Consider the following 23,861-nt stretch of genomic DNA (forward strand, 5'->3'; position numbering starts at 1 on the left):
TTGACAGTGTGCGGCGGCGGGGCTTAATCTGCGAGCGGCATTTTGCCCCCAATCCATGCACAGGATTCAGATATGCTAGACGCAACATACTACGCCGCACTGGGCCTTTCGTCTATCCGCGAAAAGGTGCTCTCCGGGGAGCGGCTTTCGCCCGAAGACGGGCTGACACTGTTCAACTGCCCCGATATTACCGCCGTGGGCGCGCTTGCGCTGCACGTGCGCTGCCGCCTGCACGGCCACAAGGCCTTTTATGTGGTCAACCGGCAGATCAACTATACCAATGTGTGCGTCAACGGCTGCACCTTTTGCGCCTTCCGCCGCGACAGGGAGGACGAGCCGGGCGCGTTTGCCATGAGCCTCGACGACGTGCTGGCCCGCCTGCGCGCTGCAGACGCGACCCCCCTGCATCTGGACGAACTGCACATTGTGGGCGGCTGCCACCCCACGCGGCCCCTTGCCTGGTTTGAAGACATGATCCGCGCGGTGCGGGCCTTCAACCCCAACCTGCCGGTCAAGGCCTTTACCGCCGTAGAGATTGAACACTTTGCGCGCCTTGAAGGCATCAGCACCCTTGAGGTACTCAAGCGTTTGCAGAACGCGGGCCTTGTAATGATGCCCGGCGGCGGCGCGGAAATTTTTGATGAAGAACTGCGCCCGCAGATCTGCCCGCACAAGGCCGACGCCAAGGCATGGCTGCGCATTCAGGGCGAGGCTCACAGCCTCGGCATTGCCACCAACTGCACCATGCTGTTCGGGCATATAGAAACATACGAGCACCGCATCGACCACCTCTGCCGTCTGCGCGAGCAGCAGGACAAAAGCGGCGGCTTTACCTGTTTTATCCCCCTGCCCTTCCTTACGGATCACAGCCGCCTCAAGCTGCCGGAAGACAAGGTCGGCCCCCAGCGCGGGCTGGATCAGCTGCGCACGGTGGCTGTTTCGCGCCTCATGCTCGACAACATCCCCCACCTCAAGGCCTACTGGATCATGATGGCCCCCAAGCTGGCCCCGGTGGCCCTGTGGTACGGCGCGGACGATCTGGACGGCACCATCATTGAAGAGCGCATCGGCCACATGGCGGGCGCGCAGTCCGCCCAGGGCATGACCATTGAGGAACTTGAGCACCTTATCCGCGAATCGGGCTTTACCCCGGTGCGGCGCAACGCCACCTTCAATACCCTGAACGACGAATCCACGGAGGCGCGCCAGTGAGTACGTTTTTCCCCGCGCACAGCCCCTTTGACGAACAGGGCGCAGAATTTGAAGACGTGCGCCAGGCCTCAGCCCTTGCCGCCAGCGGCCAGCGCCTTGACCGCGCCGCCGCCGAAGCCCTGTACTACAAGGCCAGCCTGCACACGCTTGCCCAACTGGCCCATGCCATGCGCCTGCGTCTGCACCCTGACCCCATTGTCACCTACGTGGGCGACCGCAACATCAACTATTCCAACGTGTGCGTGTGCGCCTGCCGCTTCTGCGCCTTTTTCCGCGCGCCAGATCAGGACGGCGGCTACGTCATCAGCCGAGACGAAATGGCGCAGAAGATTGAGGAAACCCTTGCCCTCGGCGGTACCCAGGTGCTGCTCCAGGGCGGGCATCACCCCGACCTGCCGCTGGAATGGTACGAAGACCTGCTGCGCTGGATGCGGGCAACATGGCCGCAACTGCATATCCACGCCTTTTCGCCGCCGGAGATTTTCTTCTGGGCTGAAAAATTCGGCCTTTCCGTGCCAGAGGTGCTGCGCCGCCTGAAAGAAGCAGGCCTGCAATCCCTGCCCGGCGGCGGCGCGGAGATTCTGCACACAGGAGTGCGCGCCCAGGTTTCGCCCAACAAATGCACTGCCGAACAGTGGCTCGGCGTTATGGAAGAAGCCCACAAGCTGGGCCTGCGCACCACCGCCACCATGATGTTCGGGCATGAAGAAGAACCTGCCCACAGGCTGGATCACCTCTTTGCCGTGCGCGAGGTGCAGGACCGCACCCACGGCTTCACGGCCTTTATCCCCTGGACATTCCAGCCAGCGCACACGCGCATCGATGTTGACCCGCTGCCCGCCCCCGCCTACCTGCGCCTGCTGGCAGTCTCGCGTCTGGTGCTGGACAATATCGCCAACATCCAGGCCTCGTGGGTGACCATGGGCCCGCAGGTGGCCCAACTGGCCCTGTTCTACGGCGCCAACGACTTCGGCTCGCTGATGATTGAAGAAAACGTGGTGGCCGCAGCCGGGGTTTCCTTCCACATGGACCGCAGCGACATCCACAAGGTCATCCGCACTGCGGGCTTTACCCCCGTGCAGCGCACCATGGACTACACTCCCGTGGTTCCCCAGCCTGAAGTGTAAGGCTTCCGACGCACTGTTAATTCCACGTTTCCGGGGGTTCGCCCCCGGAAACGCGTTTTGGCCGCACATTCAAATTTCGCCCATCGGCTTTGCCCCTGGCAAAAGGTACTCCGCCCCATGACCGAGCAAAAAAAAACTCCCCCCGTACTGCGCATGGGCCGCATTGGCTATCTCAACGTACTGCCCATCTATCACCCGCTGGAAGCTGGCATTCTGCCCCACGATTACGAGCTTGTTTCCGGCCCGCCAGCCCTGCTCAACACCATGATGGCGCGCGGCGAACTGCACGTTTCGTCCTGCTCATGTTTTGAATACGCCAGCCGCCCGGAGCGCTACCAGCTTGTGGAAGACCTCTCCATAGGCTCCCACGGCCCGGTCATGAGCGTGCTGCTGCTCTCGCGCGTGCCCTTTGAACAGCTTGAAGGGCAGGAAATCCTCATCAGCGGCGAAACACACACCTCGGTGGCCCTGCTGCGCCTTATCATGCGCGACAGATTCAAGCTCAACGTCACATTCTCCACAGGGCAAGTTACCCCGGCCCTGCGCGGCGAAAACCCGCCCGTGGCCTTTCTGGCCATTGGCGATGAAGCCTTGCGCCTGCGCAACCATCCCGAGTATCCGCACCGTCTCGACCTGGCTGAGGCATGGCGCGACTGGACAGGCCTGCCCTTTATTTTCGGCCTGTGGGTGGTCAGCCGCGCCGCCGCAGAGGCAAAGCTCTTTACCAGCGACCCCGGCGCGCTGCTGCGGCAGGGCCGCGACTGGGGCCTTGAGCACATGAACGTCATCCTTGACCTCACGGCCCACGGTTGCCCCCTCTCACGCGAGGAGCTGGCCTTCTACTACAGCAAGGGCCTTGTTTACACCTTGGGCGAAGAAGAACAGCGCGGCTTGAGCCTTTTTTATCAAATGCTGGCAGATGCGGGCATGATCGCCAAGGCCCCGGCCCTGGAGTTTTTCACACTGTAATTTTTCGCTGCGGGCATTTTTCATCTGAAAAAAATTTTTGCAGCAGGGCAAAAAAAATTTGGCATGGAGCAGCTGGGGCACGAGGTTCGGGCTGCTCCTTTTTTTGCCATTTTTACATAGCAATTCAGTAAGTTGTCATAGCCGTCAGATGACTTTCCAGCCTTAAAAATTGCCGCAAAGCCTACAGCCAGGCCAAAAAATTTTCTCAGAATTATCATCCAGAACATGGAATGGAAGAACAAACTAACCTAGTGTCAGTGCCCACGCGCGTACTGACACTCTTTTATCGTGGGGTAGGTATATGACACAGGTTCCTTCCGCCGCAGGGCGGTCTTTTTTGGGCTATCTTTGTGAAAATATTCGTAATAGGGGCAAAAATCCCCTGCGCGCTTTCGCTGGTTTTGCCCTGGCATGGGTTGCTTTTTTCCTGTTGTGGAATGTGATCCCCCCATTTGACGGGCTGACGCACAACGGCATGGCCGTTCTGGGCATTGTGGTGTGGGCCAGCATCATGTGGGTCAGCGAGGCCATGCCCGCAGGCGTAACTGGTATTTCCATCCCCACCATGCTGCTGATCACCCAGGCTCTGCCCTGGAACAACGGCAAGCCGCCCATGGCGATCATCTTTGCCGGATTCACCGACCACGTTATCTGGCTGTGCCTGTTTGCCTTTATGGTGGCAGCGGTCATGCAGCTCATTGGCCTTGACCGCCGCATCGCTCTGGGCATTTTGGCCCGCTTCAAGGCTTCGTCCGTATGCCGGGTTATCTGGGGCATGTTCTTTGTGAATATTGTTCTGGGCTTTCTGGTGCCTGCGGCCAACGCCCGCGCCGCCACCCTGCTGCCCGTGGTGCAGGGCATCTGCAATCTGCTGGGTGATACGCCCGAAGAACGCGCCGCTAAAAAGGCTCTTGTCATCCAGTCTCTGGTTTACGGCTCCATGATCTGCGGCATGTTCATCATGACTGCCCACCTGCCCAACATGATTCTGGTGGGCATTTTTGAAAAGAACGGCTTTACCAACATCAACTTTCTCAACTGGATGCTCCTGCAGTTCCCGTATCTGGGCATGTTTGTGCTGACAAACTGGTGGACGCGCTACTACTTCAAGACCAACTGCGTTTCCATTGCGGGCGGCTCCGCCACCATCGAAAAAAGCTACAAAGAACTTGGCCCCATGAGCACCGCAGAAAAAACCCTGCTGGGCATTTTTTTGCTGGTCGGATTCATGTTTGTGACGGGCAAGGGCAGTTTTATTTATGAACTGCACCGACAGCCCCTGGGCGTTATCGGCCTGGTAGGCATGATGGTGCTGTTTGCCCCCGGCATGATGCCCTGCTCCTGGAAGGCCGTGCAGCAAAAGACCATCTGGGGCACATTCTTGCTGCTGGGCGGCGCCATGACCATGACCACCGCCATGACTCAGGCTGGCGTGGCGCAATGGCTTGCCGACCACATCCACAGTATGGTTGTAGGTATGAACTGGTGGCAGACCGTGCTGACCATGATGGTGGGCACGCACATTATCCGCCTTGGCATGCTCTCCAACGTGGCTGCCGTGGCCATGCTTGCCCCGGTGGTATTTGCCATGGCTCCCAAGCTTGGCCTGCACCCTGTGGCCTTTACCATGCTGGTGTGCGATACTGATACGTTCGCCTACCTGCTGCCCACCCAGATCACCGCCGCTGTCATCGCGCACAGCACAGAAACCTTCTCCACCGCCGACTACGCCAAAGTGGGTTCCGTGGCCGTGCTTATCGCCATTGTCTATGGTGTCTGCGTCATGGCCCCCTGGTACGCGCTGCTCGGCATGCCCGTGTGGGATCCCGCCGCCGCCTGGCCTTTTTAATCGCCCCAACCCTTTGCCCGAGAGGACATTATGGCACGCATAAAAACAACGCATGCGGTCGATTTTCGGCCAACCAGCCTGAACGACATTGAAACCGTCGAGGTAACCGCCGATCTGCTGATCATCGGCGGCGGCAATGCCGGCTGCTTTGTGGCAACGGAAACTGCTCGTCTCAACCCCGCAGCCAAGATCGTTATTGTGGAAAAGGCCGACATCATGCGCTCCGGCGCGTGTTCTGCCGGTATGGACGCCATCAACACCTATATCCCGCCCAACAAGACGCCCGAAGATCTCGTGCGCTGGAGCCGCTCACAGGTTGGCGGCGGCCCCCTGCGCGAAGATCTGGCCCTTTCCAACGCTCAGGAACTCAACGAATGCGTTGATGACCTGGAGCGCTGGGGCCTGCCCATTCTCAGGGATGAGCAGGGCAACATCCGCTACCGTGGCAAGTGGGATATTTCCATCCACGGAGAGCAACTCAAGCCCATCATGGCAGAAAAAGCCCTTGAAACCGGCGCTGATGTCTACAACCGCGTGGCGGCAACGGCCCTGCTGGTGCATAATGGCCGCTGCACAGGAGCCACGGGCTTTGGCGTACGCGACGGCAAGTTCTACGTGTTCCGCGCACGGGCCACAGTGGTGAGCACCGGCGGCGCGGGCACACTTTACAAGTCCTACACCGCCGACTCCACCGACAGCGGCTCGCAAATCTGGATGTGCCCCTACTGCGTTGGTTCCGGCTACGCCATGGGCCTGCGTCAGGGTGCGGAGCTCAGCAGCCTTGAACAGCGATGGGTTGCCACGCGTACCAAAGATTTTTGCGGCCCCGTGGATACCATCTCCGTGGGGTACGGCGCGCCCATCATCAACTCCCTGGGCGAGCGCGTCATGAGCCGCTACGAAAGCGTTGGCGGCGATGCGGCCCCGCGCTACATCCGCGCCAACGCACCCATGGAAGAATGGCTGGCTGGTCGCGGCCCCTGCTTCTGCGACACCACCAGCATGACCCCGGAAAAAACCAAGGCCATGATGGAAGACTACCTCAACGAGCGTCCTTCTTTCGTGCTCTTTCTTGCCAGCCGTGGGCAGGATCCGTCCAAGGAACCCATCGAAATCTTCGGTTCCGATCCCTATATCATGGGCGGGCACACCGGCGGCGGCTACTGGGTGGACATGGAACGCATGACAACCCTGCCCGGCCTGTTTGCAGCGGGCGAAACCGCTGGCGGCAACCCCAACAAGTTTGTGGGCGGCTGCTGCGCCGAGGGCAAGCTGGCCGCGCGCGGCGCTCTTGCCTACATGGCCGTAGCCGATACGCCGGTACTTGATGCCGCTCAGATCGCGCAGGAAAAGGAACGCGTGTACGCTCCCCTGCTCACGCGCGAAGAGGAAGGCGTGAGCCCGCTGGAAATGAAGGAACGCCTGCAAAGGCTCATGGATGAATACGCTGGCGGTTCCAGCCAGTTTTATCGCGTCAACGAGCAGCAGCTTGATTACGCCCTGCGGCACATCAAGATTCTGCAAAGCCAGTTCAAGCATCTGCGCGCCAAGGATCTGCACGATCTCATGCAGGCCAACGAAACCATGGACCGCGTGGACGTGGCCGAAGCCGTGGTGCACCACCTCAAGGCCCGCAAGGAAACCCGCTGGGCTGGCTGGCAGACCCGCTCGGACTACCCCCAGCGCGACGATGAAAACTTTGACTGCTTTGTGGAGTCGCGCCGCGATCCCGCCACAGGAGAAATGACAACCTTTACCCGTCCTTACGAGCAGTTGCTGCCCGGCGACAGGTACAAGCCCTAAGTCAGGAGAAAGACAATGCCGCCAAAAATTGACACGCACAAATGCAACGGCTGTAACGGGCGCGAAGAAACCCATTGCGAAGAAATCTGCCCCGGCGATCTCATGGCTCTGAACCCCGCCACGGGCAAGGCCTACTTGCGGGCCGCCCGCGACTGCTGGGACTGCATGTCCTGCATCAAGGCCTGCCCTGCGGGCGCGCTTGAGATCAAGATGCCCTACCAGCTGGGCTACTTCAAGGCCACGCTGCGTCCCATCATGGGCTCCAACTTCATTATCTGGAAATGCCGCGACATCAACGGGCAGGAACAGACCTACCGTTATGTGAACAGGCTGGACAAGGCCTGATAGCGCGGAGTATTATTGAAAATAGTCGCCAGCGTCCCGCCGTTCCTGCACGGCGGGACGCTGGCGCATCACACAGGGAAGGGCATCCATGGACACATTCTGGCATCTGGAAAAAGAAGACTTTTTCAAGGGCATTGACGAGGCCAAGAGCGCCTTTTTAAAAAATGCCCAGCGCCTTGAACTGTCCAAAAATGAAATGGTCTTTCTTGAGGGTGACGCAGGAGACTCCTGCTTTTATATAGAATCCGGCCTGATACGCATCTTTTGCTTGGACCGCGCAGGCAAGGAAATGACCTTTTCGCTGCGCATGAAGGGCGAAATATTCGGTATTTCAGAAGTGCTGAACAATTCTCCGCGCAAGGCCAGCGCGCAGACGGCCAGCGCATCCGTGCTGTACGCCATCAACCGGCAGGATTTTGAAAGCATGCTTCAGGAGCATTATCCGCTGGCGCGTAGCGTCATTACCCTGCTTGGGCGCAGACTGCGCCAGATGGGCGATCTGGTGCGCCGCCAGAACAGCGACGTTGCCAATCGGCTGGCAAGCCTGCTTATTTCTCTGGCCTACGAAACCCTGCGCACCACCGAAGGCTGGAACAAGCCCTGCGAAATCCCGCTGAGCATTCCTCAGGAGCAGCTGGCCTCCATGGTCGGCTCCACCCAGCCCACGGTCAGCGCCACCTTGCAGCAGTTTCGCAATGCAGGGCTTATTGTGGGCTCGGGCAGACGCATCGTGCTGCTTAATCCCATTGAAATGATCTACCGCCTCGACCACAACCTTCTGTAGCCGCGCCCCGTGCTCCTCGCCACCATGTGCTCCGGCCACCGGGCGCACTAGCCGGACATTTTGCCCAGGTATCCGGCCCGGACAAATAATTTTCCACTGCCCCAATAATCTTGCAGCTTATAGTCTGCCCTGCCGGTAAATGGTACTGCCAGAACAAGGGCTGCACCCAGTGTTCGCTATGCGGCTGCTGCGGCCCCCTTCATTCCACTCCATTCCGATTCCTGCCCCTGCAACGGATTTTGCCGTCCGTGAAAGGTAAAAACAAAGCCCGCTCTTTCGAGCGGGCTTTGCGGCATTATACGTGCAGTTTCAGAAGGCCAAGGGCAGCCTGAATGTTTTGCGTCAAGCGGGCTATTCCATTGCCTTGAGAATGCTGCTGGCAGAAACGGACGACAGCACGTTGCCGTCAACAATCACTGCAGGCAGGGTCTTGATGCCAAAATACTGGGCGATCTGCTGGGCCTGATAGAGGTTCACATTGCCCGCATTGTAGCAGTATTTGCCCACGGCCAGTTCTTCGGCGGGGTTCACCGGGGGCCGCAGCTTGCTCATATAGCTGTAGTGGATGGGGAAGTCAGAGGATTCCGCCGTGGCGTCGTATTCGTTGTTAAAGACCACAACGTGTCCTTTTTTCTTCTGGGCAGCCTTGATCTCGTTCCAGCGCGAGAGCGCGTAGGTCATGTAGGCCATGCCCTGGCCGGGGCGGGAGTAAGAAACCCAGATGCCCATGCCCATGAGGTCGGTGCCGTAATATTCCTTGCTGTTGGCAAAAACCGCCACCTTACACTGCTGGGGCGAAACCGAGCGGCTGGCCTCAGCCACGGCATGCCAGACCTTTTCGCTCTGCGGCGAGGCAAAATCGAGCAGTACCAATACTTCGTGAGGAGCCTTGGGCTCGCCGAAAAATACGGGGTATATCTCGTTTTTCCACTGGGGCCGATAGGCAGCTTCGCCCTCAATGGAGCTAACACGCCCGCCCATTTTTTGCAGCATGGCCTGGCTCTCTGCATCGCTCGTGCGCAGGTTGGGCAAGGAAGTACGCAGGTAGGGGTTAAAAGCGTTGGCCTTGGCGTTCTGCACCCCAGCCGCAAGGTTTACTTTTTCTTTAGGGCCGGAATCGCCCGTGCCCATAGCGCCGCATCCCCCCAACAACAGACCTGAAACCAGTATAGCCGCCAAAAATCCGCGCATACGTCACCTCTTCTCCCAGCCAGCGGCAAGGGATTGCACGGCATCCTCAAGATGCCGCAGCCATATTTCAGCCACATCGGCGTATTCCGCCGTCCCCATGAGCACGGGCAGGCATTGGTGGCCCTGGGCCTCAATGCGACTGCGCCAACTGTGCCCGTTCTCGCCCGCCATGTCCTCCAGAGCATGGCGGCCCACAACCGATAAAAGCGGCATAAGCCATACCCGGCGTGAAGCGAGATTGGGCAAAATACTTTCAAGCGTCACAGCGCCGTTCATGGCCCCCACATGCACGCGGCTGTCAAGCTCCTGCACAGCGCGGGCCAGATCCACATAGCGGGCAACCGCCTCGTGTTCCGCGCCGTGCCCCATAAAGACAACGTCTTCATCTGCGCCGCGCTCTGCGGGCAGATGCCGCACCAGCGCCCGCGCCGTCGCGCGCACATCACCCGCCGTGGCGAGCAGGGGCGCGCCAATCCGGCAAAGCAGGTGCTCGTGCTCGGCGGCTTCTTCAACTGCGGCGCGCACATCACCATGCTCCTGACCGGGTATGGTCTGCAAGGGCTGCACCGCCACGGCCTCGAACCGCTCAAGCCCAAGACGGCACACTGCTTTAAAAACAGAATCACTCTTCTGGCGGGCCTGCGCCATGCGTTCGCGCAAGAGCAGCGAAGTATAGGCCCAGCGTACCGGAATACCGGGATAACGCTGGCGCACAAGGGCGTCAAACCCCTTGAGGGCGTTCTGCCCCTGCGAGCTGCTTGCGCCAAAGGCGACCAGAAGAATAGCGTGTCTCATGGGGCTTTTTTGTACGTCACTTGCGCCCTTGAAGCAAGGAGGCCATCTGCGGCGGGCAATGCCCAAGCGGCTTCGTATGAAATTGATGTTGACCTGCCTGTATTGTATTGACCCCGGCATCAATGCGAGGATAATGTGCCGGAGAATGGCCTGGATACCGCCAGCACAGCGCTGGCGGGCAAACATTGGGGGTCGCATGGCAAAAGCTCTGGTACTTGGGGGGGCAACTGGCCTTCTGGGCCAGGCCCTGACGCGAGTGCTCAAAGCCCGCGAGTGGGAAGTTGCAACACTTGGCCGCCAAAACGGCAATCTGCTGGACATGGCGTTTCTGCAAACTGCCATTGCAGAGGCGCAGGCGGATGTGGTGTTCAACACTGTGGCCTGGACGGCTGTTGACGATGCCGAAGACCATAAGGAAGAAGCCTGCCAGCTCAACCGCGCCTTGCCCGCCTCCATTGCGCGCTGCCTCAAGGCGCAGGGGGCCGGATTTCTCGTGCAGTTCAGCACGGACTTCATTTTTTCCGGTGCGGGCGACACCGCCTGGAAAGAAACAGATACGCCCCAACCGGCATCTGTATACGCCAGCACCAAGCTTGAAGGCGAAAAGGCCGTTCTGGAAACACTGCCGGACCGCTCGTGCGTCATACGTACCGCATGGCTTTTTGGCCCAGGCCGCAAAAATTTTGTGGATACTATCCTTGCCGCCTGCCAGCGCCGCGATTCCATCAACGTGGTGCATGACCAGACAGGTTCTCCCACCTACACGCTTGATCTGGCGCACTGGAGCATCGCCTTGGCCGAAAAGAGGGCCACAGGCATCTGGCATGCGGTAAACGGCGGGCAGGCAAGCTGGTGTGATCTGGCTTGCGAAGCTGTTTCTCTGGCCGGGGCCCCGTGCCGGGTTGTGCCCATTGATTCGGCGGAATGGCCTCAAAAAGCGCGCCGTCCCGTGTTTTCCGTGCTGGACAACAGCAAGCTGGCCGCCTTTCTTGGCAAGTCTCCTCGCCCGTGGCCCCAGGCCCTGCGAGACTATGTTTTTAGCGACTACCTGCCCGCGCACACCAGCAAAGGCGGGACGCAGTGACAATACCAGGCCCTTGCCCTGCGCGGCTTTTAGCCAGCCTGCCCGCATGGCGGGCGCTTTGCATGGTCACGGCGGCCCTCACGCTGTTCACGCTGACCGCGCTCTGGAATGCCGATGACGCTCAGGCCAGGCCGCGCAGTTTGCAGGAGCTTGCCGCCGTCAACGGCAAGCTGATTGAAACAGGCGTCAAATACGGCTCCATCCCTTCCTTGTACCGCCCGCGCTACGACCGCATTCAGGATGCAAACCTGAGCCTCAGCGATGACGAGGTGGTGTTTATCGCCATGTTGCAAGGGGGGGCGCGCGTTTACCCGCAACGCATCATGGTATGGCATCAGGTTGTCAACGAAATCGTGGACGACAAGGCCTACGCCATCACCTACTGTCCCACCACCGGCACCTTCATGGCCTATGATTCTTCCATGGGGGGCCTGAACCTTATTTTTGACACGGAAGGCCGCCTCTACGACGGCAACAGCGTTCTGATTGACCGCAATTCCGGCAGTCTCTGGCTACAGGAAACAGGCATGGCCTTTGACGGCCCCCTGCTGGGCCGAGGGCTCCCCATGGTGCCTGTATACTGGACAACCTGGGGCGCGGCAAAGCGCACCTTTCCGCATGCCTTGGTACTTGCCAAGCCTAACGGCAACAAGCCCTACGGGCGCGATCCCTACGGCAACTACCTGCGCAAGGGAACCTACTACGATAACGACAGGCTCATTTATCCAGTGGAGCGCACGGACAAACGTTTTGCCCGCAAAACGCCCATGCTGTGCATCGAATATGAGGGATACCTGTTGGCTATCGACATAGGCTATGTGCGCAAAAAGGGGGCCGTGAATTTTTTTGTGGGGCCCAATGCCCTTCTGGCAGTCTATGACCGGGGCCTTGAGGTTGTGCGTCTTTTTAACCGCCAGATATGGGCCGAGCCATTCCTGTTCATATCCCAGAACGGCAAGCTCATGGATCTGACCACGCGCAGCCAGTGGGATCCTGCCACGGGCGTGGCGCTTGACGGCAACATGAAGGGCGCGTCCATGCCGCAGTTTTACGGCGCGTATTCCATGTGGTTTGCATGGTACAGCATGAATCCGGAAACACTGGTCATTCCCGGCCCCGGCGAGGTGCCTGAAAAGCTGCTCTCGCCTGCCCCGCCGGGGGAATAACCCAACAGCCCACGTGCCCCGGTCAAGCCGTTTGCATTGCGTAAAACCAGAGCGTATTTGATTACCCATGAACTGCACTGTCACAGCATCCGCCGACATATCCTTGCATCTGGCGTGGTTTACTGCATATGCCGCCGCCAAAACAGCCCTGGAACAAGGCGATGCCTCGCCCATGGATCTCAAACTCCGGCACTCCCTTGAAGTGCTGGAAAATGCCCGGCACACCGTTGAAGGCGAGGGCTTTGACCCGCAGACCGCGCGGGCCTGCCTGCTGGCAGCCCTGTATCATGATGTGGGCCGGTTTGAGCAGTATCTGCGCTACCACACATTCAGAGACAGGGAATCGTGCAATCACGGACAGATGGGCGTACGTGTTCTCAAGGCCGAACGCCGCCTCGTCAGCGAGACGCCGCAAATGCGCAAGCTGGTCATGGCGGCGGTGGGCATGCACAACCGTTTTGCCCTGCCCAAGGGGACGCCGGAGAACATCGCTCTGGTCACCAATGTGGTGCGCGATGCGGACAAACTGGATATTCTGCGGGTCATGGACGAGCACTTGAGCGGCCCAGCCCCATATAATCCCACGGTAGTGCTGCAACAGCCGGACGACCCCACCATCGCCAGCGAGGCGGTTCTCACGGCTGTGCGCGAAAAACGCGTAGCGGCCTATGTGGACCTGCGCTGCGTCAACGATTTTCGCCTGCTGCTGGGGACATGGTTTTTTGATCTGCACTTTGCTTCAAGCCGCCGCAAATTCCTTAAGGACGGGCATGCGCAAAATCTGCTGCGCCGCATGCCGGACGACGTTCCGCAGGCCGAAGCCCGCGACTGTCTGCTGCATATTCTGGAGAATGCGCAGTGACGTCAGCGCACATGGCAGCCAGCCTTGACGCTTTGCCTGTCTGCCCTGCATTTTTTCCGCAGGAGGCGCTGGCGCGGCGTGTGCCGTGGCCGGATGCGCACGCGCATGCCCCGCTCAATCCTGATGCGCAGACATTGCGAAGCGCCATCCATGCGCCCCTGGCCTGTGTGCGCATGGCTTTTGCGCTGTTTTATCTGCCAGAGGCGCAGGCAGAGGCCCTGCTGCGGCTCGCGCTTGAAAGCGCTGAAATAGTCCTGGTAGCTGATTTCAAGCTGGCGGAACGCAACCTCGAGCTGCCCGCAACGCTGGCGGCGCGCGCCCTCATGACGCTAACGAAAACGCGCAGAACAGCAGTGGCAGACGGGGCACCTCAAGCAAGTTTTATTCAAAGGGGCGGCATTGAGGGGCTTGTGCACCAATGCAATGCGCTGGTGCACAAGCGCCGCCCCATTTTTGCCGGAGCTGCGGCCCTGCTGCATTTGCAGCGCGCCTGAGGCGTTGAACCTCCCCACGCCGTCAAGCCCACATTTCTGACCTCACGGCCCCGCCTTGAAGGCCCCCCCTGCCTGTGCTATAAGCTGCTCTGGCGCTGCCGCACCCTGTTCAGGCGCACGCCTGTCAGGCCTTTGCGCCGGTAACGCCCGCCTTTTCCGCTTCTGGAGTTTTCATGTCAGATTTTGTCCATCTTCATTGCCACACCGAATACAGCCTGCTTGACGGCGCCATCCGCATCAAGGATCTGTGCGCCCGCGCCAAGGATTTCGGCATGCCCGCCTGCGCCATCACCGACCACGGCAACCTCTTTGGCGCGGCCTATTTTTATCAGGGTTGCAAGGATTACGGCGTCAAACCCATCTTTGGGTGCGAGGTTTACGTCTGCCACGACCACAAGGATAAAAGCACGGATTCGCCTCTGGCGCGCCGCCGCAACCACCTGATTCTGCTGGCCCAGAACACCACGGGCTACCACAATCTGGTCAAGCTGGTCACACAGGGCTACCTCGAGGGTTTTTATTACAAACCCCGCGTGGATAAACCCCTGCTGCGCAAGTATTCCGAAGGCCTTGTCTGCCTTTCGGCCTGCATCGCGGGCGAAATCCCCCGCGCCATTCTTGCGGACGACATGGACAAGGCCCTGAACCTCACCCGGGAATACGCGGATATCTATCCCGACCGTTTTTATCTTGAGTTGCAGTCCAACGGCCTGCCCGAGCAGACCAAGGCCAACAACGCCCTTCTGGAACTGGCGGAAACCACGGGCGTGCCGCTGGTTGCCACCAACGACTGCCACTATCTCACCGCTGACGATGCCGAAGCCCACGAAGTGTTGCTCTGCATTCAGACGCAAACTACCATGGACGACCCAAAGCGCATGCGCTTTGGCACCCATGAGCTGTACTACAAATCCATCGAAGAGATGGAAAAGCCCTTTGCCCACGTGCCCGAAGCCCTGGCCAACACCATGCGCATTGCCGAGCAGTGCAATGTGGAGCTGGACTTCGGCCATCACTACTTCCCTGTGTACAAGCTGCCGGAAGGGGCCAGCCTTGATTCCGAATTTCGGCGGCTGGCAGAAGAAGGGCTGGAAAAACGGCTGGAGAAACATCCCGACAGAGACACGATTGATGTTCAGCTCTACCGGGACCGCTTGCAGTACGAACTGCGCGTTATCCTTGAAATGGGTTTTCCCGGTTACTTCCTCATCGTGCAGGAATTCATCAACTGGGCAAAAAACCACAATGTTCCCGTGGGGCCGGGGCGTGGTTCCGCCGCCGGTTCGCTGGTGGCGTGGGCTTTGCGCATCACCAACCTTGATCCCATCCCCTACAATCTGCTGTTTGAACGCTTTCTGAACAACGAACGCGTCTCCCTGCCCGATATCGACGTGGACTTTTGCGAACGCCGCCGCGTCGAGGTCATCAAGCACATGGTGGAAACCTACGGCGAAGGCTCGGTGGCGCAGATCACCACCTTCGGCACCATGAAGGCCAAGGGCGTTGTGCGCGACGTGGGCCGCGCCCTGGGCATGAGCTTTGCGGAGACTGACCGCATCGCCAAACTGGTGCCCGCCGACCTCAAGATGACCATCAAGAAGGCGCTGGAGGCAGAGCCGGAGCTGGAAAACATTTACCACTCCGACCCCAAGGTCAAACACCTGCTGGACACGGCCCGCCGCCTTGAAGGCCTGGCCCGCCACGCCTCCACCCACGCCGCCGGGCTTGTGGTTTCAGACAAGCCCATGGAGGAATACCTCCCCCTCTATCAGGGCAAACGCGGCGAACTTGTGACCCAGTTTGACGGCCCCATGACGGAAAAAGCCGGGCTTGTGAAGTTCGACTTTCTTGGCCTGAAAACCATGACCCTGATTCAGGACACCCTGGACAACATCAGCCTTCAGGGCCATGAACCGCCGGATCTTGACAACCTGCCGCTTACGGATACGGAAACCTACGAGCTTTACGCCCGTGGCGACACGGACGGCGTGTTTCAGGTGGAAAGTTCGGGCATGCGGCAGTATCTGCGCATGCTCAAGCCCTCGTGCTTTGAAGACGTCATCGCCATGCTGGCCCTGTACCGCCCCGGCCCGCTCGGTTCGGGCATGGTGGACGAATTCATCAAGCGCAAGCACGGGCAGGTGCCCGTGGTGTATCCGCACCAGTCGCTTACAGAATGCCTGCGCGATACCTACGGCGTTATCGTCTATCAGGAACAGGTCATGCAGATCGCCCAGATCATCGCCAGCTATACGCTTGGCGGGGCCGACCTGCTACGCCGCGCCATGGGCAAAAAGAAAGCCGAAGCCATGGCCAAGGAACGCGTCAATTTTGTTACCGGCGCGGAAAAGAACAACATCGACAAGGACAAGGCCAACGAAATTTTCGACTTGATGGAAAAGTTCGCCGAATACGGCTTCAACAAGTCGCACTCCGCCGCCTACGCCCTCATTTCGTACTACACGGCCTTTCTCAAGGTTCATTACAAGGTCGAGTTCATGGCCGCCCTGCTCACCTCTGAAATGGGCAATCAGGACAAGCTGCTCAAGTATGTCTCGTGCTGCAAGGACATGGACATCAATGTGGTGCAGGCCTCGGTAAACCAGAGCCAGCGCGAATTTACGGCCCACGGCGGAAAGGTGGTCTTTGGCCTTGGCGGCATCAAGAACGTGGGCGATGAAGCCATACGCGAAATTGTGGAAGCCAGGGCCGAAGGCGGCGAATTTGCCTCGCTGTTCGACATGTGCTGCCGGGTAAACCTGCGCAAGGTCACCAAGCGCGTGCTTGAATCGCTCGTCAAAGGCGGCGCCTGCGACTGCTTTGGCGTACCCCGCGCCGCCCTGCTGGCGGCCATTGAAATTGTGGTTGCCCGCGCGCAAAAAAAGGCCAAGGACAAAACATCCAACCAGGTATCGCTGCTCTCCATGGCCCCGGTGGTGGAAAGCGCGCCCCAACCCGGTATCGGCCTTGACTGCCCCGAAGCCTCGTTGCCCGAAATGGCTGACGACGACAAACTGCGGGCAGAAAAGGAAGCCCTGGGCTTCTTTTTGACCAGCCATCCGCTGCAACCCTTCTCTCGCGAGATCCGCCGCCTGGGCCTCACCACGCTGGAAGACGCACGCGAACTGTTCCCCGGTGCGGAAATCCGCTGCGCGGCGCTGGTGGTCAGCGTGAAGGAAGTACTGACAAAATCCAAGGGCGAGCGCATGGCCTTTGTGGGGATTGAAGACCTCACCGGCCACGCCGAAGTGACTTTTTTTCCCCGCCCTTACGCCGAATGCCGCGATCTTTTACGTTCAGAACAGCCCATCTGCCTTGTGGCGCGGCTCGACAGCCAGGCAGACAACGGGGATAACGGCGATATGGATGAAGAAGCAGACGAAGGTCCGCGCGAAATCAAGCTGATGGGCCAGACCGCCCGCTCGCTGGCCGAAGCCTGCGGGCAAAGCGACACCCCTATATGCGTACAGATACCGCAGCACCGCCTTGGGCGAGAAGACATGCTGGCTCTGCGCAACCTTCTGGAAAAATTCCCCGGCCCGGTGGAAGCGCATGCCCAGGTTTTTCTTGATGGGCACGTGTGCATCCTGCACCTCGACAACACTCTGAAAGTACGCCCCGGGCCGGATCTGGATAAAGCTCTTGCCGCCTGGGCTTCATAAAACCATATGTTCCGATTTTTTCTGGTAACAGGCATCGGCCTGGCCATTATCAACGGCTGGATATCCTGGTGGCTGTGGCGCGCGCTTTCCGGCACTGGCTGGCTGCGCATCGCGCTCTGCATCCTGGTGCTCGCTCTGGGCGCGGCCTTTCCCCTGCTCTACAAGGGGCATGGCGATACCCTTGCCCATGTGTGGCTGATTCGGGCCGGGGCATTCTGGATGGGCGTGGCTTTCTACGCCTTTGCGCTTGTGCTGCTTGCCGACATCTGGGGCCTTGGGGCACGTTTGTTTGGCGCAATGCCGCCCGCCACCCCACGCTGGGGCGCTGTGTTGCTGGTCATGGGCCTGCCCTTGCTGCTGGGTGTGGGCAGCTGGTTCAACGCGGCCTTCCCCGTACTGCGGCACTACGACATCACTGTCCGCACACAAGGCCCAGTACCCAGCGCCTACGTGGACAAACCCCTGAAACTGGGCGTTATTACCGACATGCATCTGGGGCGCCTTCTCACCGCTGGTCGGCTAGGCAGAGCCATCGAGCTGCTGGCCCCGGAGCAGCCGGACGCAATCCTCTATGTTGGCGACATCATTGACGACCATATAAAGTTGGATGTGGAAGCCACCGCCGCAGCGCTTGCTGTGGCCCAGCCGCGCCTTGGGCATTGGGCTGTGCCGGGCAACCACGAATATATCTCTGGTTCCATCGATAAAAGTCTGGATTTTCTGCGCGCTGTGGGCATGCAGGTGTTGCGCGACCAGTGGGCCGTGGTGGACAACAGCTTTGTGCTTGCTGGCAGGGATGATTTGAGCAAGCCCGGTTTTACGGGCATCCAGCGGGGCAGCATGGAAGAAATTTTGGCCGACCTGCCAGAAAAATATCGCAGCCTCCCCCTTGTGGTCATGGATCACCAGCCCGCCGCCCTTGACGAAGCCCGTCAGGCGGGCGCTGCGCTCGTGCTGTCAGGTCACACGCACAACGGGCAGCTTTGGCCCTTTAACTTTGTGACGGAACTGAGATACGAAAACCCGCTGGGCCTGCTGACAAAAGGCAACTTCCACTCTATCGTCAGCGCAGGCACTGGCACATGGGGGCCGCCCCTGCGTACCACGGGCCGCGCTGAGGTCTTGCTGGTTACGGTGCATTTTGCTTCTGCGGACAATGCCGCTCCATAGCTATCGCCACGGGATGATCGACGCCCCGGACATCTTGTTCCGGAAGGAGGCCGCGTGTTATTCTGCTCCAGGTTTGTTCGGGAACTTGTGTTTGAAGAAAGGGCCTTGCAACCCTGCTGCAATACGCACAATATCGTGGTGCCGAGTTTTTCTTTTGCAGGCGGCGCGGTGGATATGGAGGCATATACCCGCCATATCGCCAGCGTTGCGCAGGAAGTACAGAAGCAGAATCCCCAGGTATGCGCGGGCTGCCCCGATCTTGTTCCCCTTTCGCATTCCGTTTGTGTGCCCAAGCTGCGATTTGCCGTTCTTTCCCTGAATCACCACAGGCACATCTGCAACTGCCGCTGCGTCTACTGCGACCTGTGGAAGCCAGGACAACACCCGCGCCCCATCGCCATTCTTCCCGCCATCCAGAGTCTGTACGAGCAGGACGCACTGGAAAAGAACTGCGCCATAAGCTGGGGCGGGGGAGAATCCACCCTGTTGCCCGATTTTGAAGCGACAGGCCGCTGGCTGCGCGAGCATGACTACTTTCAGTACGTGCACACCAATGCACTGCGACATTCTGCCTGGATTGACGAATTGCTTTCCAGCGGCGGCGGCAAAATCAACATCAGTCTTGATTCCGGCAATGCCGCAGCCTATGCCCGCGTTAAGGGCGGCGACTGGTGGAATGACGTGATGGCTTCGATGGAAAAGTATTTTGTTGCAGCAATCACGCCAGAACAAATTGATATCAAATACATAATTTTTGAAGAAAACAACAAGATCGCCGACGTTGAGCAGTTTTTCCAGATCTGCCGCCGATTCGGTGCAGTGAAGGTACAGTTGTCCTTCAATTTTTTAGAAGTAAATGCTGGCGCTGTCAGTGAGCATTCCATTACTGCAGCCGCGTATTTTATGCACCGGGCGCAGGAACTGGCTCTTGCTTGCGAGCTGTTTTTTGTGGATGCACCGCTGCGTGAACGCATTGACAGCGCACGCAGCAAATTTTTTCAGTAGCCCGCTCTGGCTCTGCGCCCAGCGCAAAATCAGGCAGATGAATCAGGCCCGATGTCAGGCGGGCCGTTCCGGTTCTGCAAAAATGCTCTCCCCCTCCGGGTCATGCCGCCGGAAATTCCGGGCCGCAACGGCGGGCGAGGTATTGGCGTAGCAGTACACGCAGCCGTGGGGGCAGGTGTCGTACTGGCCCACATCCTTGCAGGGTACGCACAGACACACGGCACGCTGGCCGGGGTCGCGCGGATACTCATGCGGTGTGCTGGCAATGTTTGCGCCTGAGGGCATTTCCAGGGGCAGGCCCAGTTGCCGCTGCGGCGCAATGCCAAAAAGGCGCAGCATGTCCGGGTGCCTGTTGGTGAGCTTGAGGATGAGTTCCGGGTCTGTGCAGCGGTTATGGCTGATGCCCCATGCCGAGAGGTCCCCCTTTTCGCCACAGGTGCAGGGTTCCGCGCCCATTTCCGCAGCAAGAGCGGCTACCCCCGCTGCCACGGCCTGCATTTCCGCCTGCGTAAAATCACGCCAGGCAAGGCCCGCCCGGCGCAGATTTTCCCGCACCTTGCGGTAGTCGGCGATGTCGGCAAAGCTGAACACCAGCTTGCGGGTACAGCCTTTCAGGGCTCTGCCGATGCGGGCCATTTTGTCCAGCAACACATGGCAACCGTCAGGATTTTGCGCCAGTTGCCCGGCCAGCATCAGGGGGTCAAAGCGCCACACAACCCTTTCCGGCCCTGCCGCGTCCGCAAAACGGCGAAAGGTGTCGATACGTTGGGCAAGCGGCGGCAGATTGGATTCCCAGCCTTCAGCCTCATAATCATTGAGTGTAAATTCCAGATACCAGGCGAGTCCCCGCGCCTCCACCTCCGGCAGCAAGGGCAGCAAGGGTCGCGGATTTTTGCTCCAGAACACGACAACCCGCGTGTTTGCAAAGGACACAAACTGGGGCCGATTGTTGAAGGGATTGATCCAGCGGGCGTATCCGGCGCGCAACCTGTTGATAAACCAGGGTGCGTAAAAAGCCGGAATATCCGTTGCCCGGCTGGCCGCAATGATCTCCGGAGCAACAGCGTTGCTTGTCTGCCCCGATGCGGTGGTTATCTGTGCAGTACGCCATTTCATGCCCAAAGTGTTTCAGGGCTGCGCGGCTTCGTCAACTGCACGGGGCATGCGGCCTGCCTGAAACCATCGCTCTGACGTGCATTTTGACTTATCCGGCGCAATTGTTATGCTTACAGGCGAGCACAATCAACAACCTGTAACAAACTGGAAATTCATGTCTTTCTTTTCCTGGATGCAAAGCCTCTTCACGCCGCCCTCCACTGGCGACCCTGATCTGGATGATCCACATCCAGGCTTTGAATGGAACCAGAACGCCCGCATCATGCTGGCGATCATTGTTGTCATTATTTCGGCCTTCGTGGTCTACTGGATACTGTCATGACAAAGGGCGCTTTCTGGCGGCTGACCGTGCGGGACGATTTTTCTGCTGGTCATGCATTGCGGCATTACGAGGGCAAGTGCGAGCGCATGCACGGCCACAATTTTGCGGTGGAACTGACCGTGCAGGGGCAGCGCCTGACCCCGGACACTGAAATGCTGCTTGATTTTAAAACGCTCAAGAGCGGCCTTAAAACCGTGCTTGACGCACTCGACCACCGCCTGCTCAACGAAACGCCGCCCTTTGACGTCATGAATCCTTCTTCAGAAAATCTTGCCCGGCATATCTGGCGGGGCATGGCGGAACTGCTGGCAACACATGAAGATCCTCAGGCCCGGCAAGTGCGGCTTTACAGCGTCACAGTGTCTGAAAAAGCCGCGCAAAGCGCCACCTACATGGAAGTAGACGACTGATTCAGGTCGCGCATGGGGTCGGACGTTGGCGCACCCCAAGAATACGCCCCCCTCTCACCCAAGACAGACGGAACCAACATGACCAAGGCTCTGTGTCTTCTGCACGCCAACTGCCAGGGCGATGCCCTGCGCCCCCTGCTGGAAAACACCCCGGCCTTTGCCAGTCATTTTTACATCCGCCAGTATGTGAATTACACCCGGCAGAGTATTGCAGACAGCGATATTGAACGCTGCGAGCTTTTTCTCTACCAGCGCCTTGCGCCCAAGTGGGGCGACCTTTCCACAGAACAGATGCTGCCGCGCCTGCCGCAACACTGCCAGACCATTGAGATTCCCAATCTGTTTTTCAAGGGTTACTGGCCCTTCTGGTCCCGCGATGAGCGCATCAACTTTGCCGACAGCCTGCTGGAGACGCTGCTGCAAAAAGTCACGCCGCAAGAGGCGCTGACCCTCTATCTGCGCGGCGCAGCCTCGCTGCTGGGCAATGCGGACGCGCTCAACGCGCAGGCTGAAGAATCGCTTGCGCGTGAGGAAGCCAAGGAGGCCGATGCCCCCATACGTTGCGCGCCGCTGCTGCGCGAGCGCTGGCGTGATGAACAGATGTTTATCACGGTCAACCACCCAGGACGCGAACTGCTGTTCCACATGGCAGACAGCCTGCTGCGTCTGTTGGGCCTTGGCGCTCTGCCCCCCTCCACACGCGGGGCATATGTTCACCCACTTGAAGATTTCTGGCTGCCCATCCATCCGGCGGTGGGGAGCGCGCTGCGCCTGCCCTTTGCCAGCGCGGACAAAAACTGGCCCATCTTCCACTCCCTGCTCACGCACAGGGAATATACCCTGTGCTACATGGCATGCCGCGCAAATAATGTGCCGGACTTTCTGACCTTTCTGAAAAATCTCTCGCCGGACGCCCTGCGGCTGGCCGCAAGAGATATTGCTGGCTAATGTTGACTTGCAGACGTGGTTGTTTCTGAAGCCGTGGCTGGTGCAGAGTCGGCAAACACGTATAAACCCACAAGGGTCAATGGCGGCAGGCCCCAGCGTTGCTTGCGCACGTGAAAGGCATTGCGTACTGTTGGCAGGTCAAGAAATCAGAGACAAAATTACGCACAGGCTTGCCGCCGTGCCTGCACAGCCCGACATCTGGCTGGCTTTACCAACAAAAATCGATACGGGTTCACTGGCCTCGCCGTTTCGCGCATCGCGCGGGCGGGTATTTTGCACCCAAAAGGAGATTTCCATGAAGGTACTCATGCTCAACGGCAGCCCGCATCCCAAGGGCTGTACCTTTACCGCCCTGTCCACGGTTGCGGCGCAGCTTGAAAAAAACGGCGTTGAAACGCAGATGCTCCAGTTGGGCGCAAAGCCCATACAGTGCTGTATTGCCTGCGGCAAGTGCAAGGATACCGGGCATTGCGTGTTCAATGCCGACCACGTTAACGAGGCCATTGACCTGCTGCGCGAGGCAGACGGCTTTGTTGTGGGTTCTCCTGTTTACTACGCCGGCCCCAACGGCGGCGTGTGCTCCTTTCTTGACCGCATGTTCTATGGCAAGTCCCTCCACTATGCCTTCAAGCCCGCCGCCGCAGTGGTGAGCTGCCGCCGTGGCGGGGCCAGCGCATCCTTTGACCGGCTGAACAAATACTTTACCATTGCGCGCATGCCCGTGGTTTCTTCCCAGTACTGGAACGCTGTGCACGGCAATACGCCGGACGAGGTAATGCAGGACAAGGAAGGCTTGCAGATCATGCGCACCCTTGGCGACAACATGGCGTGGCTGCTCAAGTGCATTGCCGCTGGCAAGGCCGCTGGCGTGGCAACCCCAACCCCTGAACCGTGGGATCCCACCAACTTTATCCGCTAGAATAGAGTACGATTTGAGACGTTGTGCGGGGATTCCTGCAACACCAGTCAACCTGCGGGGCAACCTCAACCCCACAGTGACAGACAGATACCAGTGATCAAGGCTGTCCGAAAATATTTTCGGGCAGCCTTTTTATTGCCCGCCTGTTCGTTTTACGTCCCCACGCTTTATGCAACAACGTATCTCGGCTTGTGGGCCACCGCGCCCAAGCCTCCGAATACGCTCTGGCATAATCCCTCACACGCGTTGCATGCAGAGAATTGCAACATCCAACATCGCGGCAAAGCTGATAAAGTTTTATCCGCTCATCTGCGATTTATCTTTGAGACCATATGCATGTTCATTCGCGCTGAACATGCGCCTTGTGCAAAAAGAAACACCTTCACTTAAAATAGCAATATAAATTTTATACAATATGACAACTAATGAAGATCATTTTACTACAATATTTTAATTTTATAAATATTTAGACAGCACAATATGCATATTTGTGATTTTTATTACATACTATTGGACATAAAAATTTTTCATACATTTCATACTGCATACACTGAATAAATTATAAAGATTGATCAATCATTCAGCATAATATTGTTGCCACGATTTTTCATATCTGGCATTATTGATG

The 23,861-nt window shown here is 58.7% G+C and carries 22 protein-coding genes; 18 read left to right on the forward strand and 4 right to left on the reverse strand.

Annotated features, from left to right (window positions below):
- Positions 1–72: 72 nt before the first annotated feature.
- From mqnE to RDK48_RS09995, 7 genes are all read left to right on the forward strand, one after another.
- Positions 73–1,212 (forward strand): aminofutalosine synthase MqnE, encoded by a 1,140-nt coding sequence (mqnE, locus tag RDK48_RS09965; protein ID WP_298994640.1) that lies wholly within the window; start codon positions 73–75, stop codon positions 1,210–1,212.
- Positions 1,209–2,339: a cyclic dehypoxanthinyl futalosine synthase gene (mqnC, locus tag RDK48_RS09970; protein ID WP_374042262.1), complete on the forward strand. Its 1,131-nt coding sequence runs from the start codon at positions 1,209–1,211 to the stop codon at positions 2,337–2,339. The genes mqnE and mqnC overlap by 4 nt, the downstream gene beginning before the upstream one ends.
- A gap of 117 nt (positions 2,340–2,456) precedes the next feature.
- Positions 2,457–3,308: a menaquinone biosynthetic enzyme MqnA/MqnD family protein gene (locus tag RDK48_RS09975; protein WP_298994644.1), complete on the forward strand. Its 852-nt coding sequence runs from the start codon at positions 2,457–2,459 to the stop codon at positions 3,306–3,308.
- Positions 3,309–3,609: 301 nt separating this feature from the next.
- Positions 3,610–5,157, forward strand: a complete 1,548-nt coding sequence (locus RDK48_RS09980) for a DASS family sodium-coupled anion symporter (protein WP_298994647.1) — start codon at positions 3,610–3,612, stop codon at positions 5,155–5,157.
- A 30-nt stretch (positions 5,158–5,187) separates the two neighbouring features.
- On the forward strand, positions 5,188–6,960 hold the full coding sequence (locus RDK48_RS09985; RefSeq protein ID WP_298994650.1) for an adenylyl-sulfate reductase subunit alpha: 1,773 nt from the start codon (positions 5,188–5,190) through the stop codon (positions 6,958–6,960).
- A gap of 15 nt (positions 6,961–6,975) precedes the next feature.
- A complete protein-coding gene (locus tag RDK48_RS09990; RefSeq protein ID WP_192113735.1) occupies positions 6,976–7,305 on the forward strand; it encodes a 4Fe-4S dicluster domain-containing protein in 330 nt (109 codons plus the stop codon).
- Between the two features lie 88 nt (positions 7,306–7,393).
- On the forward strand, positions 7,394–8,089 hold the full coding sequence (locus tag RDK48_RS09995) for a Crp/Fnr family transcriptional regulator (RefSeq protein ID WP_209817900.1): 696 nt from the start codon (positions 7,394–7,396) through the stop codon (positions 8,087–8,089).
- A gap of 351 nt (positions 8,090–8,440) precedes the next feature.
- On the opposite strand, the gene RDK48_RS10000 is transcribed toward RDK48_RS09995, so the two are convergent.
- On the reverse strand, positions 8,441–9,280 hold the full coding sequence (locus RDK48_RS10000) for a hypothetical protein (RefSeq protein ID WP_298994655.1): 840 nt from the start codon (positions 9,278–9,280) through the stop codon (positions 8,441–8,443).
- A 3-nt stretch (positions 9,281–9,283) separates the two neighbouring features.
- Positions 9,284–10,075 (reverse strand): sirohydrochlorin cobaltochelatase, encoded by a 792-nt coding sequence (locus RDK48_RS10005; protein WP_298994659.1) that lies wholly within the window; start codon positions 10,073–10,075, stop codon positions 9,284–9,286.
- Between the two features lie 196 nt (positions 10,076–10,271).
- On the opposite strand from RDK48_RS10005, the gene rfbD reads away from it, so the two are divergent.
- From rfbD to RDK48_RS10040, 7 genes are all read left to right on the forward strand, one after another.
- Positions 10,272–11,159, forward strand: coding sequence for a dTDP-4-dehydrorhamnose reductase (gene rfbD / locus RDK48_RS10010; protein WP_298994662.1), 888 nt, complete (start codon positions 10,272–10,274; stop codon positions 11,157–11,159).
- Positions 11,156–12,325, forward strand: a complete 1,170-nt coding sequence (locus tag RDK48_RS10015) for a DUF3179 domain-containing protein (RefSeq protein WP_298994665.1) — start codon at positions 11,156–11,158, stop codon at positions 12,323–12,325. Before rfbD ends, RDK48_RS10015 begins: the two co-directional genes overlap by 4 nt.
- A gap of 67 nt (positions 12,326–12,392) precedes the next feature.
- Positions 12,393–13,187, forward strand: coding sequence for an HD domain-containing protein (locus RDK48_RS10020; protein WP_298994668.1), 795 nt, complete (start codon positions 12,393–12,395; stop codon positions 13,185–13,187).
- Entirely contained in the window at positions 13,184–13,681 is a 498-nt protein-coding gene (locus RDK48_RS10025) for a hypothetical protein (RefSeq protein WP_298994671.1), read from the forward strand. The genes RDK48_RS10020 and RDK48_RS10025 overlap by 4 nt, the downstream gene beginning before the upstream one ends.
- A 173-nt stretch (positions 13,682–13,854) precedes the next feature.
- A complete protein-coding gene (dnaE, locus tag RDK48_RS10030) occupies positions 13,855–17,343 on the forward strand; it encodes a DNA polymerase III subunit alpha (RefSeq protein WP_298994673.1) in 3,489 nt (1,162 codons plus the stop codon).
- A gap of 6 nt (positions 17,344–17,349) precedes the next feature.
- A complete protein-coding gene (locus RDK48_RS10035; RefSeq protein ID WP_298994675.1) occupies positions 17,350–18,513 on the forward strand; it encodes a metallophosphoesterase in 1,164 nt (387 codons plus the stop codon).
- A 54-nt stretch (positions 18,514–18,567) separates the two neighbouring features.
- The gene (locus RDK48_RS10040) at positions 18,568–19,518 is read left to right on the forward strand and encodes a radical SAM protein (protein ID WP_298994676.1); all 951 of its coding nucleotides are present in this window, start codon (positions 18,568–18,570) and stop codon (positions 19,516–19,518) included.
- A gap of 54 nt (positions 19,519–19,572) precedes the next feature.
- Here the strand turns inward: RDK48_RS10040 and RDK48_RS10045 are convergent, their stop codons facing one another.
- Positions 19,573–20,634: a DUF1848 domain-containing protein gene (locus tag RDK48_RS10045; protein WP_298994677.1), complete on the reverse strand. Its 1,062-nt coding sequence runs from the start codon at positions 20,632–20,634 to the stop codon at positions 19,573–19,575.
- A gap of 154 nt (positions 20,635–20,788) precedes the next feature.
- Between RDK48_RS10045 and RDK48_RS10050 the strand changes: the two genes are divergently transcribed.
- Genes RDK48_RS10050 through RDK48_RS10060 form a run of 3 tightly spaced genes read left to right on the forward strand, consistent with a single transcriptional unit; the run spans position 20,789 to position 22,314 of the window.
- Entirely contained in the window at positions 20,789–20,956 is a 168-nt protein-coding gene (locus RDK48_RS10050) for a hypothetical protein (RefSeq protein ID WP_022657287.1), read from the forward strand.
- A complete protein-coding gene (gene queD / locus RDK48_RS10055; protein ID WP_298994679.1) occupies positions 20,953–21,366 on the forward strand; it encodes a 6-carboxytetrahydropterin synthase QueD in 414 nt (137 codons plus the stop codon). Before RDK48_RS10050 ends, queD begins: the two co-directional genes overlap by 4 nt.
- A gap of 12 nt (positions 21,367–21,378) precedes the next feature.
- Complete coding sequence (locus tag RDK48_RS10060; RefSeq protein WP_298994680.1) at positions 21,379–22,314, forward strand: WcbI family polysaccharide biosynthesis putative acetyltransferase; 936 nt, start codon at positions 21,379–21,381, stop codon at positions 22,312–22,314.
- Positions 22,315–22,452: 138 nt separating this feature from the next.
- Here RDK48_RS10060 and RDK48_RS10065 read toward each other — a convergent pair whose 3' ends face one another.
- Positions 22,453–22,611, reverse strand: coding sequence for a hypothetical protein (locus RDK48_RS10065; protein ID WP_298994681.1), 159 nt, complete (start codon positions 22,609–22,611; stop codon positions 22,453–22,455).
- On the opposite strand from RDK48_RS10065, the gene RDK48_RS10070 reads away from it, so the two are divergent.
- Positions 22,610–23,233, forward strand: coding sequence for a flavodoxin family protein (locus RDK48_RS10070; protein WP_298994683.1), 624 nt, complete (start codon positions 22,610–22,612; stop codon positions 23,231–23,233). The genes RDK48_RS10065 and RDK48_RS10070 overlap by 2 nt on opposite strands.
- The last annotated feature ends 628 nt before the right edge of the window (positions 23,234–23,861 follow it).

This window comes from uncultured Desulfovibrio sp. (genome assembly GCF_902477725.1).
In the GTDB taxonomy this organism is placed as follows: Bacteria; Desulfobacterota; Desulfovibrionia; order Desulfovibrionales; family Desulfovibrionaceae; genus Desulfovibrio.